The following is a 15,049-nucleotide window of genomic DNA, read 5'->3' on the forward strand; positions in this document are numbered from 1 at the left end:
CTTAATCAAAGTAAAAAACGGATGGAATGTCGATGGCCACGGGTGAATTATCCGGGTTCGTCAACATGATATCCCGCATGAATTTCCACCATTTTTGCATCACGGGATGCTCAGGTAAGGAGTCCAACAAAGCTAAATCAGGCGCTTCCAAATAGGCAAAAAGCGTCAAGGTCTTTTCATCCAAGAAAATAGAATAGTGCTGAATACCGACGGATTTCAGGAGTTTGGCCAAATCAGGCCAAATTTCATCATGTCTTTTTTTGTATTCCGCTTCGAAACCCGGAAGCAAGAACATTTTAAAGGCTTTTCTTTGCATGGAATATCATTTTCCAATAAAGGCTAAGCCGAAGAAATTTTACTGATTAATTTGGGTTTCAAAGGCAGCCATTGCCGCATCGTCAAAATTCAAATGTGTCACAAATCGGATGTATTGCGGCCCGAAAGGTGCACAACGAATTCCTTTAGTCCTCAAAACAGCCACCTGCTCATTTGCTTGAATTCCTTCTTTTAAGCGAACAATCACAATATTTGTCACCACCGGCAAAATGCTATCAACCCAAGGTAAATCCGCACAAATCTTTGCGACAGCTGCCGCACGTGCATGATCTTCCTTTAAACGTTCTACTTGGTGATCCAAAGCAAAGATTCCAGCCGCGGCTAACAAACCGGCTTGACGCCAACCGCCACCTAAGCGCTTACGAACTCGGCGCGCTTTTTTGATAAAATCCTTCGAACCTATTAACACGGAGCCTATGGGGGCACCTAATCCTTTGGACAAACAAATCGAAATGGTATCAAACCAGGCACCGAACTGCAAAGGCGTTTGACCCGTCACAGCCATGGCATTAAAGATACGTGCGCCGTCAAGGTGTAAAGGGATTTGCGTTTGCCGACAAAAATCCGATATCGCTTGCAAGTCATCTGAACTGTAGACACTTCCTCCGCCCTTATTAACCGTATTTTCTAAACTTATTAGGCGACTCTCACATGCATGAATATCATCTGGGGAAATCGAAGCAGCAATTTGGGGAACGGTTAATCGACCTAAATCACCTTTAAGCAATTTTACAGAAGCTCCCGCATTCGCCATAATTCCTCCACCTTCGTACAAATAAATGTGAGACAATTCATCGCAAATTACTTCTTGCCCTTTGCTCACATGAACTGAAATGGCAATTTGATTACTCTGAGTTCCTGAAACGCAAAATAAGGCAGCTTCTTTGCCAAACATCTTGGCCACCTTTTCCTCCAACGCATTTACAGTTGGGTCCTCCCCAAAAACATCATCCCCAAGCGGTGCCTGAAACATAGCTTCCCGCATGCCTGGTGTAGGTAAAGTAAATGTATCACTGCGTAATTCGATTTCCATCTTAAAACTGTTTAAGGAAAGACAATTTAGTCAAAAATGTTTGCTCGTGCTGCTTGCTCAAGTCGGCACCCGTATAATTCAATTGATTAAACACCAAATAAACATAAGACAAAGGCTGGTATTCCCAAGCAAAACGCAAGTTCAAGGCATTCAAATCATCGGTGGTATTCTTTTGGTAAAATCCAATCAATTGGACGCGGGGATTAATCGCTAGACGCGTTTCCAACATCAACAAATTCACTTCTTTGGTTTCACGAGCTACCCCCATTTGCTCAAATTTGCTCCAATTCCAAGATAACCCAAGGTTGATATGTGGAATAGGTGCAATGCGAACTTTAGAATCCAACGATTGCAACGACCCATTATAATAGCCACCCCAACCATATTCGGCCGAACCTGAATATTTAGCACTTGGATCGCTCGCAAGCAAAATCCCTTTCCGAACATAAGAATAATTCCCGGGCAAAATGGTAATACCAACCGGGGTAAAGTTTTCTTCCAAATGTTGCTGTGCGACTTCTGCATAAATCCCGATGGCACCTCCATTTTGCAAACCTAGCCACATGGGACTACCCATAATCCGCCGTTCGACCAAGTTACCGGTTTTCAAACTATGGTAGAATTCGGTATAAATTCCTGGAGCCCAAAACCGAATCATCGAAGGCATCCAGGGTTTCCGGATGTTAAATTCAAAGCCTTGCGAATTTGACATAATATTACTCCGCGAAACAAAACCCATCGCAGGTTTGTATTGATCTGTTACAACGGTGTGCGTCCAATAGGCCGTTGTAAAATTCCCCTTGTAATAGAACTGGGCATATTCTGCCAAACCGGTTTGACCCGTTTGGGACTCTTGTGTCGTGGAAACCATGCCACTGAATGATAACACATCATTGAATCGAACAAAACCGTCGATAGAGCTCGTTGTTTGCTGGTTGGTCGGTGAAATTTTTGATGTCAAAACTCCTCCAATCCGACTATTATTTCCGAGATTCTCTGAATATCTAGCTACCCCAAAATTCGTAAATGGATCTCCATCCCCTTCGCCTTGACGAATAAGCATCGCCCCCACGTTTCGTTTCTCAGAACGATAAACGAAGCGAGAACCAGCAATAATGGGAATAGCTTGCGCTTGTGCGTCTAGTCCGATCGACCGACTAAAAAACGGCTGAATATACATCGATCCCCCAATCACCTGATCCATAGGCGCTAAACCTGCCGAAAATAAGGAAGCGTTTTCAAGAAAGAATTGTCTCCTCTCAGGAAAGAATACGGAAAATCTTGAAATATTATTGACTTGTCGGTCAACATCAGCCTGCGCAAAATCCGTATTGAACGTAAAATCCATCACAGAAGTGGGACTTATCGCCCATTTAACCTCTCCACCTAATTTCCATTGATTATGTGAGCCGTCATTGTCTTTGTGCGAATTGCCTAGCAAATAAGGAATAAATCGAATATTGGTCGCCTTGGGCGGTGGAGGAACAATTCCCATCAATTTTCCCGCATAATCCATACGCAAAGCACTCATCGAACGCGGATGTGGAGACCAAACTGTCGTTTCGTTACTCGACCTGCGAACCCGAAAAAAGTTGATTCCCCAGTCTTGCGCTTGATCTTTTTGAGATTTGGGATAACGTAATGTTTGCCATGGAATCGCAAACTCGGCTACCCAAGCTGTATCACTTCGATGCGTTCGCACACGATATAAACCATCCCAGTTGATATCAAATTGTCGGTCGTCAAAGGACAATAAATCTCTTTGGGCTCCATAGGCGTTTGACTGCAATACCAAGGCATTTCGTTTATCTTGAAAACCATCTAGAGCTATGCCAAAAAGATCATTTTCCGAATATTCGTAATCACGTTTTAGATTGGGAGCACGAAATTTATTCCGACCAATCGTATCATGCAATATGGCTCCTACGTACAAATACTGATGATTATAGACGATACGAACCTCAGTTTTAAAACTTGCTTTGTTGCCTTGAAAGGGCTCAACTTGGTAATCTAAATAGGTTACTGCGGCCTTTTTCCAAATAGCTTCATCTAAATGACCGTCCGCCTTTAGAAATTCATCCACGTGTAACGGATGATATTCAACAGGCTTCTCAGCGGGTGAAAAGACGTTTTGGGCAGTGACACTTGTACTGATCAACAAGAAAATGTAGATCTTTTTGAGCATAATTTGATGAAGTAAAAAACAAAGGTAATCAATACCTAGGAAGGTCTCTATCCGTTATTCACCGCTTTTAAACGTACAGCCAAAGAAATTGTGCGAATTAGAATAGGTAACAAGGGGAAAACCAGTGTCCATGATTCCGTCAAGCACCAGAAAAATCCTACGCAAGCTAATAAGGCCATCACCTGATTATATCGTTTCCAGGCTGGATTTTTGGCAAACCAAAAGACCAAAGGAAATTGCAACGGGAACAATACCAAAGAAGCTGGATTCCAACCCATGACGATGTGGTCGGTACCCACAGCCAAGAAAAATAAAAACAAGCCTAATAAGCCATAAACGGTATACAAAACCACGTCAAATGCATAAGTTCCTCGTGGTGATTTCCAAGAGAAAAATAGGGCAATTAAACTCAACAAAGTCAAAAGAGTAAATGGCCCAAACCAATCAAAACCTGCTTCCGTTGATGCAGGAGCCTGATATAATGCCAAAGGTTCATCGGCGATAGGCTGCCCACCACGTCGAGCTAATCTCGTGGCTTCGAAAAAATTATCTGGCAAATAACAAGACTGAGAAGCTGACGCAGTCACATTGGCAGGAACACCTAAAGCTAAATTCATCCCAAGTGCTTCCCAAGAGTTGGCATTCAAATAGACATTCATCCAATCTCGATAAGATTTACCTTGAATCTGCTTATAGGCATCCCAAGCATAAGCTTTTCCTGAAACCGCTTCCACCTGATCTCGAATGCGCGTGGCACAATTATCGTAAAAGAACTTGTAAGAATACTCCCGATTTTCAGGCAAGAGATTGGTTTCCAATCGATTAAAAATTAAATTCTTTTCTGATAGACTCAAGTGCAAAACCTGCATATTCACCGTCCGATGTTCTACTGAACCATAATAATCCAAAATGGTTTGCATGGAATTGACCGAAATCGTATAGGGCAAAGTTCCCTTCAAAAATTTCCAATAGAAATATTCTGTATCAAAATCAAAGGTTCCATAACTATATACCCGATCGATGCCATTGGCCGGATCTTGAATCCAAATGGATGAATGCCCAAAAACGGAATACAGATCCTTTCCTGGAGCGATTGTAATCAAGGAAACTTCTGCCTGTGGGCTTAATTGAGCCTGTAAACCAAAAGATACCAACAACAAAAACAGCAACTTTTTCATGTTATTTCCCGGCAATGACAATGACAATTTCTCCCCGAACTTTATCCGGATGGGCCGTAAAATAGGCTAAAACCTCTTCCGCCGTCCCACGAACCATTTGTTCGTGCATCTTACTTAATTCTCGAGCAACCATGACAGATCTTTCAGCACCCACAAACTCAACCATTTGCTCTAAAGCCTTCACCAATCGATGCGGTGATTCATATAAAACCGTTGTCCGCTCCTCTTCCGCGATGGCTTTCCATCGGGTTTGTCGGCCTTTTTTATGCGGCAAAAATCCCTCAAAAACAAAACGATCAATGGGGAAACCTGAATTAACTAAAGCTGGAATCACAGCCGTCGCACCCGGAAGCGTTTCCACTTCGATTCCCTGCTCGACACAAGCTTTGACCAATAAAAATCCAGGATCTGAAATCCCCGGAGTTCCCGCATCCGAAATCAGCGCTAAAGACTTCCCTTCTTTTAATAATTTAACAATTCCGGCAACGCCCGCATGTTCATTGTGCGCATGGTGGGCATAGAGCGGTTTGGATATATTTAGGTGCTTTAATAAGGAACCTGATGTCCGGGTATCTTCTGCTAAAATGGCATCTACTTCGCCCAAAATACGAATCGCACGCAAGGTGATGTCTTCTAAATTGCCAATGGGCGTAGGAACCAGGTATAATTTCATATTCGAATTTAGCCAAAATTGCTAGAAACAAAAAAAGCGAAACTTGCGTTTCGCTTTCCGTAGAGAGTGAGGGATTCGAACCCCCGGACCTGTAACAGTCAACAGTTTTCAAGACTGCCGCAATCGACCACTCTGCCAACTCTCTGTCTCGTAATGAGATTGCAAAAATAAGTGCTTTTCGGACATTTTACAAGTGTGTCCACAAAAAAATTACAGATTTTTTATCACAAAATCGCTTTTCCCCTGAAAATCAAGGGCATCCGGAATCCAAGTAATGTTAATTCCAGCTTTCTCCATCTTGCGAAAATAGGTCATCTGACGTTTGGCAAACTGGTGAATCGCCACTTCCAGCCCTTGCTCAAATCGATCCCTAGAGATCTCTCCGTTCAAAAAATTAACGGCCCATTTATATTCTAATCCCATCCAAGTGAGTGCATCCTGCGAAATACCGTGCCCCAATAATGCTTGAACTTCTTCTACCAAACCTTCCTTCAAGCGTTGATGTAAACGATTTGAGATTCGTTCCCGACGAACTTCTAAAGCAGGATTCAAGCCAAAAACCTGAAAATCCAAATCATATGACAAGGATTCTTCTAAAAAATCCGGCATGTGCGAAAACTGAAATTGATTAATCAAAGACTCTAAATAAAGTCCTGTACCCCCACAGACAATCGGCAATTTGCCACGGGAAGCAATTTCTTGAATCGCATCAAGCGCTTCTTTTTGAAAATGCGCTACAGAATATACATCACCAATTTGATGATTGTCGATCAAATGATAAGGCACGTTTCTATATTCGGCTAAATCCTTTCCTGTTCCGATATCCATGCCTTGGTAAATTTGTCGGGAATCTGCGGATACAATCTCCCCATCCAGTTTATTCGCCAGTGCAACGGCTAAAGAAGTCTTCCCACTAGCCGTAGGCCCCAAAAGAACCAAGACCTTATTTTCCATAGACAAAGCGCAATTTCAAATTACCCTTATTTATTCGCGTAGTCCCAAATCGAATTGGTTCCGTGTCACCAACTTTTTCAAAACCAACGGCCATAAACCCCTTTCCTGTGTTCCATTCCTTATCCACATAGGTCATTACATTATGCAATTCTGGATTTAGATCTTTATAGGCTTGAAGAAATTTAGTTAATCCACCTACAAGTCGGATGCTAGATAAGGTGGCAATTTCAATGAGTTCACCCGATAAACAGCCAGCTAATCCAGGCTCATTCATTGTAATCGATTTACCAAAAACAGCCACCGCTAATAAAGGATTTCCTTCAAAGTTATAAGAGCTTTCAATCCCGCGAAAAACACGGTGCGGTGGAACGATACATCCTAAATAAAGTGAACCTTTCAAAAAACCCTTCACGTGTTCTTTGTCCAAAAAATCGCGAGCCACTGTCGCGTCGATAGGAACTATTCGCGTATCGCGGGCAAAAACAGATCGTAAAGGCTTCACGCGTGCGATGAGTTGCTTTTCTATCGCTAACTGGCTTGTCACCCACTGATCCTCCCAAATACAAATATCTCCTTCCTGACTGTCTCCTGGCATCGCTTTTACGCGTACCTTAGATGCTTCATGGAGCCACAAAGCTTCTCCTATCGATTGAAAACCGATGGAAAGCAGGAAATGTGCGAGACTATTTGGGAACTCTTTTGGCATAAAACGTGTAAATATACAGTAGAATTAGGCGTAATGGCGCTTTCAAATAAAAAACATAACGAATGGACTATCGATTTGAGGCGAGCCGTAAGGAAGTCTCCACTTTTACGAATCAAGAGATCAGAGATAATTTCTTAATTGAGCGTATTTTCACTGCGGATCACATCAATTTAACCTATACGATTTATGATCGCATGATCATCGGTGGAGCTATGCCCGTGATTAACACGCTTCATTTGCCTAATCCTGAAAAATTACGTGCAGAATACTTTTTAGAGCGCCGCGAATTGGGCGTGATCAATGTAGGTGGCAAAGGTACCGTTACTGCAGATGGAGTAGATTTTACGATTGACAAATTAGGCGCTGTATATGTGGGCAGAGGAACCAAAGAAGTGAGTTTCCGTTCTGAATCCAGCGAAAATCCGGCTCAATTCTACATTTTATCAGCTCCGGCGCATGCGGTTTTCCCTTGTGCCAAACTCGACAAAGAGCAAGTTCAGACGGTCGTTTTGGGTAGCTTAGAAACATCTAATCACCGGACGATTTACAAGTATATTCATAATGAAGGCATTCAATCTTGTCAATTAGTGATGGGATTAACCATTTTGGAACCGGGCTCTGTCTGGAATACGATGCCAGCGCACGTACATGATCGTCGGATGGAAGCCTATCTATATTTCGATGTTGCTCCTGAACATGCGGTATTGCATTTAATGGGCGAAACGAATGAAACCAAGCACATTTGGGTACACAATCACCAGGCAATTATTTCACCACCGTGGTCAATTCACAGTGGAGCTGGTACAAAGAATTATTCTTTTATTTGGGGCATGGCGGGTGAAAACAAGGATTACACCGACATGGATTTTGCAGAAATTACAGCACTACGATAATATGAAAAAATCAATTTTCTCAATCCTCCTACTCGTAGGGGGATTTGTTTTGAAAGGCCAAAACTATTCAGAAAGGATGTCGGCCAGCATCATGCACACGCATGCGGATTCCATCGCCGTCAAGGTTGGGAAACCTGCCGGTTGGGATTATGAACAAGGCTTAATTCTCAAGGCTTTGGAAAAGATGTACCAACGAACCGGAGACGCGAAGTATTTTAATTACATCAAGAAGAACATCGATAGCTTCGTGGATGAGCAGGGCAATATTCGCACCTACCATTTCAATGAATTCAATTCCGATAACATCACGACGGGTCGTATGTTATTGTATTTGTATCAAGAATTAGGCGATGTGCGTTACAAAAATGCCGCCGACAAATTACGTGCCCAGATTGCTGCGCAGCCACGCGATGCGGATGGTGGATTTTGGCATAAGCAACGTTATCCGAACCAAATGTGGTTAGACGGTTTATATATGTTGGAGCCCTTTTATGCCGAATATTCCAGCATCACGGGTGAGGATAATTGGTCGGACATCGTAAAACAATTCGAACTCATGTACAAAGGCGCTTTAGACGCCAAAACTGGATTATTGATTCATGCCTATGACCAAGCGCGTGCGCAACCTTGGGCAGATAAAAAGACGGGACACTCCCCTAATTTCTGGGGCCGTTCGATGGGTTGGTATGAGATGGCAATTGTCGATGTATTGGATTACATGCCAGTCAATCATCCAGGACGCAAGATTTTGATAAAGCAATTACAGAATTTATCAGCAGCTCTGCTGAAGATTCAAGATCCAGCTTCAGGACTTTGGTATCAAGTACCCAATTTCCCTGGTCGGAAAGGCAACTATTTAGAAGCATCTGCATCGAATATGTTTATTTATGCTTTTGCCAAAGGAGCGCGCAAAGGCTATTTACCCGCATCATACTTAGCAGCCGCACAAAAAGCTTATGCTGGAGCTTTGAAAAACTTCATCACAACAGATGCCGCAGGTTATATTCATTTAGAGAAAACAGTAAGCGTGGGCGGTTTAGGCGGCACACCCTACCGCGACGGATCCTATGAATATTATTTGAGCGAACCTTTGCGTCAAGATGATCTAAAAGGAGTTGGGCCGTTTATTTTGGCCTCTTTAGAAATGGAAATTGCCAAAGAATTGCCTGTAGGCAAAGGCAAAAAAGTGGTATTGGATTATTTCTTCAACCATGAGACGAAGAATGGCCAAAGGTTTCATTACACATGGGAGGATCGTAAAGATTCAGGATTTCATTTATGGGGCATTCAATTTGAGCAATTGGGCGCTACCCTGGACACCTTGGGCGCATCCCCTACCCGTGAAAACTTGAAAAACGCGTCTGTTTACATTATTGTTGACCCAGATTCTCCGAAAGAAACGGCTAAGCCGAATTACATGAATGCCAAAGCTGCGGACGAAATCGAGGCATGGGTGAAGGCAGGCGGAAACTTAATTTTATTGGCCAACGATACGACAAATTGCGAAATTCCACAATTCAATATTTTGGCCCGTCGCTTTGGTATTGAATTCGTTGCGCCTAATTTAAACTTCGTTCAAGGAAGAAACTGGGAACAAGGAACGGTGTTAATTGAGCCTGGGAATCCCATATTCAATCCGATCAAAAAGGTTTACATCAAAGAGATTACAACCTTGAAATTATCAGGAACTGCGAAATCCATTGCGACCTTACAAGGCTATCCAGTTATGGCAGTGGCTCAGGTAGGAAAAGGAAAGGTTTTTGCATTAGGGGACCCATGGTTGTACAATGAATATACGAACAACCGGAGAACGCCGCTGGAATACGAGAATTTCCTGGCAGCAAAGAAGCTAGCAGAATATATGTTGAAATAAGAAAAGCCCGGTTTAGCCGGGCTTCTTTTTTATCAGTTTTATGGCTCTTGAATTACTTTTTCTCCCTTACCTTTGGCAATCCTCAAAACAGGTTTGCCAAAGGTAGCTAGTGGCGGTTTGCCAAAAGTAGCTAGGGGAATTGATATCCCGTCATTTTCTCCAACTTATCCTTACTGACTAAATAGGTCTTCCAATTCTTATTAATCTCATGTTCATTGGGGAAAACAACATAAAAGACATCTGTGGGTGTGTAAACAGCTTTCCAACAATACATCGGGACAATGACGCCAGAAGCCAACCGGCCTTTAGAACCAATTCCTCCCGCATAAATCAATAGATTTTGTCCTTTTTTAATAGCTAATTTCCGACAATAAGCTTCTAGAAATTTAAAGGGGCCTCGGTTTAATTCCTTCGTTTGAGGAATCATATTGGACATCAAAAATGTCTCCTCATTCAAGTATTCTGAGGCAGTACGATCTTCAGAATTGCATAAATGCCCCCGATCATAACCCGATTCCCTGTAATCTTTTTCATCTACAATCTTGAATCCGCGTGGAAAACCATCGTCTTGTCGGAACCTTTCTGAACGATCAACAGGCCCCACATCTGAAGCGCGCAACGTCCAACCGACCCAATTTGCCCGACCTTCTGCCCCGTTGTAGGACATGACATAGCCTTTTTTGACCGAAAGATAATTCGTCGTAGAAGCCGTCGAGGCACCCGATATATTGGGCACCCCGATGGGCAAATACGATAAAACAAATAATAAAAGATTTAAAATCATTTACGATGACTGAAAATCCATGAAAGTAAATCCGGCTGCTTGAAAGCATTTTCCCAAGAGTTGTGATTGACACCTGGATATTCGGTATAACGAATATCAACTCCTTGATCTTGAACCGCTTTCACTAATTCGCGCGAATGACGAACCGGAACGACAATATCTGCATCGCCGTGGTGAACCCATAAAGGAACGCGTTTGGCATATTTAGCCACATAGCTTAAATCCGCTCCACCGCAAATCGGGGAAGCGGCAGCAAACATCTTGGGATTACGCGAAACCGCTTCCATCGTACCCATTCCACCCATGGAGAGACCCATGATGTAGGTACGTTTTTTATCATGTTTGATGGATTTCACCAAATCAATGACAGCCTGCAAAGGCCAATTGATCAGTGCAGAATAATCAAAAATAAACGTCGTAGGAACCGTAGACCGATTAATTTTCACAGATGACCAATAGGATTCTTTCGGACATTGTGGGAAAATCACAATCGCTGGAAAATTAATCCGATTCAACGAATCCATAAATACGTTTTTGCCATATTTCATTTGGGCTTCATTGTCGGTCCCCCGCTCCCCTGCACCATGCAATACGACCAGCAAAGGGTATTTCTTTCCGGGCTTATAGTCCTTTGGTAAAAGGATTTGATAAGGTAATACCTGACCCTCTTTTGTTTCAAAAGACTTTTTTTCAAAAGAGCTTTGCGCTTGAGCGACAAAAGCAAATAATAATAAAACGAGTAACTTTTTCATCCTTATTTCGCTCGTTTAATCATATCAGCAACAGTCAAATCAATCGTTCTTCCCATGGCTTTGTTTCCTCGGTATGTGACAATTTTCATAACGGTCGCATCTTTAGGTACCACAACCGAACCTTTCGCTTCCGGATAAAATTGATCTGGGAACGAATGATCAAAACTGTAATGAATTGTTAGTCCTGAAATTTCGGTGCTTAATAGAACTGTCAACTCCCCATTTGCATTGCGTTTCACATCGATGATCGGCTCATACATACTCGGCGCATATTTTTTCTGTGCTACATCAAAACGTGCCATGTGAGCTTCCACGCGACCCACGAAATTATCCCAGTTGCGGTTCGCGGGTTCCGACCACAAAGCCTCAGCAACCGCGAAAGAACGTGGATAAGTCATGTACTGTAAATGTCGGTAATTGAATAATTGCTCCGACCAAAGATTTGCTTGTCCACCTTTAACCAATTTGGCATCCACACCCGCTGGAACCGGATTAAATGCATATGAGTCGCGTAAACGAACCGTTTTATAAACCGGAGGTTCGATGGCTTTATCGCCTTGCATCAAGTCGATATACACATGATTATTAGGAGTCATCACCACTTCATGTCCATCTTTAGCAGCTTGAATGCCACCATCCATTCCACGCCATGACATCACAGCTGTGTTTTTCGGAAGTCCACCCCCTTCGAGGATTTCATCCCAACCCATCATGCGTTTACCTTTTGAGGAAATAATTTTTTCTAAGAGGCGAACAAAATGCGCTTGTACTTCTTGCGAATTCTTAAGTCCTAATTCCTTACGCATCGCTAAAATTTGTGGATTTTTATCCCAATAGTTTTTAGGACACTCATCGCCACCCATGTGGATATATTCGAAGGGGAATAATTGCGATACTTCACCCATGACCTTTTCTAAGAACGTATAAACCTTCTCATTGGCAGGACAAAGCGTATTATCTTGCAATGCCTCTGGATGTCCGTGCGACCAATCGATGAAAGGCTCACCAGAAATCACTTGGTAATTCACGGCCTCAGGTGTACAAGAAAGTTCTGGATAGGATGCAATCGCAGCCATCGAGTGACCAGGCACATCAATTTCGGGCATGATATTAACAAAACGCTCTTGACCGTATTTGATAATTTCTTTGATATCTTCTTGGGTATAAAAACCGCCATACGTGCGAGGTTCATCCGGAAGTGGTTTCGAAAAGCTCGTAAAATGACCTTCTTTTTTCACATTCCAAGCACCTTTTTTCGTCAAATTTGGCAAGGATTTAATTTCCAAACGCCATCCTTCGTCATCCGTCAAATGCCAGTGCAAAACGTTGTATTTATAAGCGACCATTTCATCAATGAAACGTTTCACTTCGTCTTTGGTAAAGAAATGTCGGGCTACATCCAACATCATTCCACGCCAAGCAAAACGAGGATTATCTGTAATTTGGGCATAAGGAACTTTCCAATTGACACCCGTAACAGCCTGAGATGATTCAATTTCTTTTGGCAATAATTGCATCAAGGTTTGAATACCATAAAACAAACCCGCAGGCTTATTAGCCGTAATCTGTACCCCTTTTACGTCAGAAACTAATTGATAGCCTTCGTTTCCTAAGGAAGCGTCTGGATTGGCATTCAATTTGAACCGAATGGCAGCTAAGGAAGCTACGGAACTTTGATCGTATAACCATTGAACTTTTTTGCCTGCAATACGCGTCAACTTATCAGTCAGATTTGCATAAGTTGAGGCCAAAGCTTCATTCTTAGGTCCAGCGATAATGATGGATTTATTCAAGTTGTAAGCTCCTTTGCCATAAACAGCTTTGGAAGGAATGGGGATTATAGAGGGATTTTGAGCGAAAACACCCACGGACATCAAACAAGTGAGGCCCAAAAAACTAATTCTTTTAAGCATGTTGAATAGGTTTATATGATAGATTAAAGTTCAAGTTAATTGCGATAAATTCCAAATCGTTTTTTACTTTTGCATCTAATAAGCATTATATACTAATAACAAAACCATGAATGAATCTGCTACCCTTGCTGCTCAGCAAGCGGAATTAACACACGCAATTGATACGGTTTGGGTTGCCTTATGTGCAGCACTAATTTTTCAAATGGAAGGAGGATTTGCCTTGCTTGAGGCTGGATTTGTCCGTTCGAAAAACGCCGTGAGTATTATCGCCAAAGTCATGATTGACATTATGTTTGGCGGGGTCGCCTTTTATTTAGTAGGCTTCGGCATTGCCTATGGTAAATCCAACGGTTATTGGGCCTTCGATACGGGAATTATCCAAAGTGACTTAGGTTTGGGATTGACGATTTCCAATTCGCTTTTTTGGTTTATCCAAATGGGATTTGCTGTTGCAGCCATTTCGATCGTTTCAGGTGGTGTCGCCGAGCGGATGAAGATGTGGTCTTATGCCATCTATGTTGCCATTTTTAGTGCGGTTATGTATCCACTAGCAGCGAATTGGGTATGGAATCCAAACGGTTGGCTAGCCTTACGAGGCTTTAATGACTTCGCTGGATCTGCAGCTATTCATGCCATGGGAGGCTTTGCAGCTTTAGCGGGAGCCATTGTTTTGGGACCTCGCTTAGGAAAATACAACGAAGACGGAACTGCGAATGCCATTCCGGGTCATAATTTAACATTATCAGCAGTAGGTGCATTCATCCTTTGGTTTGGCTGGTTTGGTTTTAATCCAGGATCAACTTTAGGGGCCGTGGGCAAATGGGATTTAATTGGTTCCGTAGCTACAAATACATTCTTAGCTTCAGCAGCAGGTGGTATCGCAACAATGCTTTACACTTTCATGCGCTACAAGAAGGTTGATATTACAATGGTCATCAACGGTGTCCTTGCTGGACTTGTAGCTATTACCGCTGGATGTAATGTTGTTAGTCCTGATTCGGCATTAATCATCGGTTTCATCGCTGGTACGATTGTTGATATAGCAGTTGTGGTCGTAGACAAAATGAAGGTAGACGATCCCGTAGGTGCAGTAGCTGTGCATGGGGTGAATGGTTTCTTTGGAACGATAGCTGTAGGTTTATTCTCTCAAAAGAATGGATTATTCATCACAGGAGAAAGCGCGCAATTCATCACGCAGTTAATCGGTGTGACCGTTATTTCTGTATTTTCATTTGTGCTAACTTATGTAATCTTCATGGCCTTGAAAAAAACCATGGGAATTCGTTTGAGTCATAAAGCGGAGTCTGCGGGTATTGATGCGGTGGAATTTGGAGTTGAAGCATATACAACATTTGAATAATAGCTAAATAAAAACGATATGAAAAAGGTAGAAGCCATAGTAAAACCATCGAAATTAAAAGCTATTCAAAAAGGCTTAATCGATGCTGATATTCCGTGTATGACGGTTGTTCCTGTTCGTGGGGCTGGGCTCCAACAAGGTTATTCGGAAATTTATCGTGGGACTGAAAAGTCGATGATATTATTGCCCAAAGTGATGATTATCTGTGTGGTTAGTGATGAGAATTTGGAAAAATGTATCGATGTCATCTTGGATAATGCCTCCGAAGGAAATGTAGGTGATGGCAAAATCTTCATCTACGATGTACAAGATGCGATTAGGATAAGAACGAAGACTAGGGGGGTGGAAGCGATAAGGTAAACAGTGGTCAGTGGTCAGTGGTCTGTAGTCAGTGGTCAGTAATCCAGAT

14 protein-coding genes and 1 tRNA gene are annotated in these 15,049 nt (G+C 42.5%); 4 read left to right on the top strand and 11 right to left on the bottom strand.

The features are described from left to right. Position 1: 1 nt before the first annotated feature. The 8 genes from rhaM to SKC38_RS07075 form a co-directional block, all read right to left on the bottom strand. On the bottom strand, positions 2–316 hold the full coding sequence (gene rhaM / locus SKC38_RS07040; RefSeq protein ID WP_377976366.1) for an L-rhamnose mutarotase: 315 nt from the start codon (positions 314–316) through the stop codon (positions 2–4). 39 nt (positions 317–355) lie between these two features. Beyond that, positions 356–1,369: a threonine aldolase family protein gene (locus SKC38_RS07045; protein WP_377976368.1), complete on the bottom strand. Its 1,014-nt coding sequence runs from the start codon at positions 1,367–1,369 to the stop codon at positions 356–358. Position 1,370: 1 nt separating this feature from the next. Beyond that, positions 1,371–3,554, bottom strand: coding sequence for a DUF5916 domain-containing protein (locus tag SKC38_RS07050; RefSeq protein ID WP_377976370.1), 2,184 nt, complete (start codon positions 3,552–3,554; stop codon positions 1,371–1,373). A 47-nt stretch (positions 3,555–3,601) separates the two neighbouring features. Beyond that, the gene (locus tag SKC38_RS07055) at positions 3,602–4,732 is read right to left on the bottom strand and encodes an Lnb N-terminal periplasmic domain-containing protein (protein ID WP_377976372.1); all 1,131 of its coding nucleotides are present in this window, start codon (positions 4,730–4,732) and stop codon (positions 3,602–3,604) included. 1 nt (position 4,733) lies between these two features. Further along, complete coding sequence (gene rsmI, locus SKC38_RS07060; RefSeq protein ID WP_377976374.1) at positions 4,734–5,405, bottom strand: 16S rRNA (cytidine(1402)-2'-O)-methyltransferase; 672 nt, start codon at positions 5,403–5,405, stop codon at positions 4,734–4,736. A gap of 60 nt (positions 5,406–5,465) precedes the next feature. After that, positions 5,466–5,550 (bottom strand) — tRNA-Ser (locus SKC38_RS07065). A gap of 65 nt (positions 5,551–5,615) precedes the next feature. Continuing rightward, entirely contained in the window at positions 5,616–6,359 is a 744-nt protein-coding gene (locus SKC38_RS07070) for a tRNA (adenosine(37)-N6)-dimethylallyltransferase (protein WP_377976376.1), read from the bottom strand. Next, positions 6,349–7,065, bottom strand: coding sequence for a hypothetical protein (locus SKC38_RS07075; protein WP_377976378.1), 717 nt, complete (start codon positions 7,063–7,065; stop codon positions 6,349–6,351). Before SKC38_RS07075 ends, SKC38_RS07070 begins: the two co-directional genes overlap by 11 nt. A gap of 62 nt (positions 7,066–7,127) precedes the next feature. On the opposite strand from SKC38_RS07075, the gene kduI reads away from it, so the two are divergent. Together kduI and SKC38_RS07085 are read left to right on the top strand one after the other, a co-directional pair. Then, entirely contained in the window at positions 7,128–7,958 is an 831-nt protein-coding gene (gene kduI / locus SKC38_RS07080; RefSeq protein WP_377976380.1) for a 5-dehydro-4-deoxy-D-glucuronate isomerase, read from the top strand. Position 7,959: 1 nt separating this feature from the next. After that, a complete protein-coding gene (locus SKC38_RS07085; RefSeq protein WP_377976382.1) occupies positions 7,960–9,831 on the top strand; it encodes a glycoside hydrolase family 88 protein in 1,872 nt (623 codons plus the stop codon). 130 nt (positions 9,832–9,961) lie between these two features. Here the strand turns inward: SKC38_RS07085 and SKC38_RS07090 are convergent, their stop codons facing one another. From SKC38_RS07090 to SKC38_RS07100, 3 genes are read right to left on the bottom strand one after another with little or no spacing between them, the layout of a single operon-like run. Next, entirely contained in the window at positions 9,962–10,615 is a 654-nt protein-coding gene (locus SKC38_RS07090) for a DNA/RNA non-specific endonuclease (RefSeq protein ID WP_377976384.1), read from the bottom strand. Beyond that, the gene (locus SKC38_RS07095) at positions 10,612–11,367 is read right to left on the bottom strand and encodes a carboxylesterase family protein (RefSeq protein WP_377976386.1); all 756 of its coding nucleotides are present in this window, start codon (positions 11,365–11,367) and stop codon (positions 10,612–10,614) included. Before SKC38_RS07095 ends, SKC38_RS07090 begins: the two co-directional genes overlap by 4 nt. Positions 11,368–11,369: 2 nt before the next feature. Further along, the gene (locus tag SKC38_RS07100; RefSeq protein ID WP_377976388.1) at positions 11,370–13,280 is read right to left on the bottom strand and encodes a beta-N-acetylhexosaminidase; all 1,911 of its coding nucleotides are present in this window, start codon (positions 13,278–13,280) and stop codon (positions 11,370–11,372) included. A gap of 106 nt (positions 13,281–13,386) precedes the next feature. Here SKC38_RS07100 and SKC38_RS07105 point away from each other — a divergent pair, with 106 nt between their 5' ends. Continuing rightward, complete coding sequence (locus SKC38_RS07105) at positions 13,387–14,640, top strand: ammonium transporter (RefSeq protein ID WP_377976389.1); 1,254 nt, start codon at positions 13,387–13,389, stop codon at positions 14,638–14,640. 18 nt (positions 14,641–14,658) lie between these two features. Then, complete coding sequence (locus tag SKC38_RS07110) at positions 14,659–15,000, top strand: P-II family nitrogen regulator (RefSeq protein ID WP_377976391.1); 342 nt, start codon at positions 14,659–14,661, stop codon at positions 14,998–15,000. Positions 15,001–15,049: the final 49 nt, after the last annotated feature.

It is taken from the genome of Aquirufa echingensis, assembly GCF_042714525.1.
Lineage (GTDB): Bacteria > Bacteroidota > Bacteroidia > Cytophagales > Spirosomataceae > Aquirufa > Aquirufa echingensis.

What these genes read in the sequence shown, in the direction of transcription:
- rhaM (WP_377976366.1), bottom strand. Translation starts at nt 316, where the DNA reads ATGCAAAGAAAAGCCTTTAAAATGTTCTTGCTTCCGGGTTTCGAAGCG.
- SKC38_RS07045 (WP_377976368.1), bottom strand. Translation starts at nt 1,369, where the DNA reads ATGGAAATCGAATTACGCAGTGATACATTTACTTTACCTACACCAGGC.
- SKC38_RS07050 (WP_377976370.1), bottom strand. Translation starts at nt 3,554, where the DNA reads ATGCTCAAAAAGATCTACATTTTCTTGTTGATCAGTACAAGTGTCACT.
- SKC38_RS07055 (WP_377976372.1), bottom strand. Translation starts at nt 4,732, where the DNA reads ATGAAAAAGTTGCTGTTTTTGTTGTTGGTATCTTTTGGTTTACAGGCT.
- rsmI (WP_377976374.1), bottom strand. Translation starts at nt 5,405, where the DNA reads ATGAAATTATACCTGGTTCCTACGCCCATTGGCAATTTAGAAGACATC.
- SKC38_RS07070 (WP_377976376.1), bottom strand. Translation starts at nt 6,359, where the DNA reads ATGGAAAATAAGGTCTTGGTTCTTTTGGGGCCTACGGCTAGTGGGAAG.
- SKC38_RS07075 (WP_377976378.1), bottom strand. Translation starts at nt 7,065, where the DNA reads ATGCCAAAAGAGTTCCCAAATAGTCTCGCACATTTCCTGCTTTCCATC.
- kduI (WP_377976380.1), top strand. Translation starts at nt 7,128, where the DNA reads ATGGACTATCGATTTGAGGCGAGCCGTAAGGAAGTCTCCACTTTTACG.
- SKC38_RS07085 (WP_377976382.1), top strand. Translation starts at nt 7,960, where the DNA reads ATGAAAAAATCAATTTTCTCAATCCTCCTACTCGTAGGGGGATTTGTT.
- SKC38_RS07090 (WP_377976384.1), bottom strand. Translation starts at nt 10,615, where the DNA reads ATGATTTTAAATCTTTTATTATTTGTTTTATCGTATTTGCCCATCGGG.
- SKC38_RS07095 (WP_377976386.1), bottom strand. Translation starts at nt 11,367, where the DNA reads ATGAAAAAGTTACTCGTTTTATTATTATTTGCTTTTGTCGCTCAAGCG.
- SKC38_RS07100 (WP_377976388.1), bottom strand. Translation starts at nt 13,280, where the DNA reads ATGCTTAAAAGAATTAGTTTTTTGGGCCTCACTTGTTTGATGTCCGTG.
- SKC38_RS07105 (WP_377976389.1), top strand. Translation starts at nt 13,387, where the DNA reads ATGAATGAATCTGCTACCCTTGCTGCTCAGCAAGCGGAATTAACACAC.
- SKC38_RS07110 (WP_377976391.1), top strand. Translation starts at nt 14,659, where the DNA reads ATGAAAAAGGTAGAAGCCATAGTAAAACCATCGAAATTAAAAGCTATT.